This window comes from Methylobacterium sp. C33D (assembly GCF_053345825.1).
Window position 1 is genome coordinate 1 of record NZ_JBKFAV010000255.1, and the last position, 279, is coordinate 279.

Consider the following 279-nt stretch of genomic DNA (forward strand, 5'->3'; position numbering starts at 1 on the left):
CTTGCGCGTCGTGGCGGCGGGCGATGAGGTCGGAGACCTCGTCCTCGTCCGAGGGGATCAGCTCCTCGGCCAGGAAGGTCCTCAGCGGCAGGTCGGCGAGGGCGATCTGCGCGGCCAGGCGCTCGACCGGCCCTTCCGCGCACAGCCCGGCAAGCTGGTCGCCCGAGCGCTCCGGCGTGGCCTTGGCGAGCAGGCTGCGCAGGTCGGGGAAGGTGAAGCGTGTGCCTTCGATCGTCGTCGCGTAGGCCATGCGGGCGCTCCCGGCGCGCTGTCGGATCT

1 protein-coding gene is annotated in these 279 nt (G+C 72.8%); it reads right to left on the reverse strand.

The features are described 5' to 3' along the window. Positions 1 to 250: ethanolamine ammonia-lyase subunit EutB (gene eutB / locus ACLBXO_RS32275; RefSeq protein ID WP_447687976.1), on the reverse strand; the 250-nt coding region annotated here is incomplete at its 3' end. Between the last annotated feature and the right edge of the window lie 29 nt (positions 251 to 279).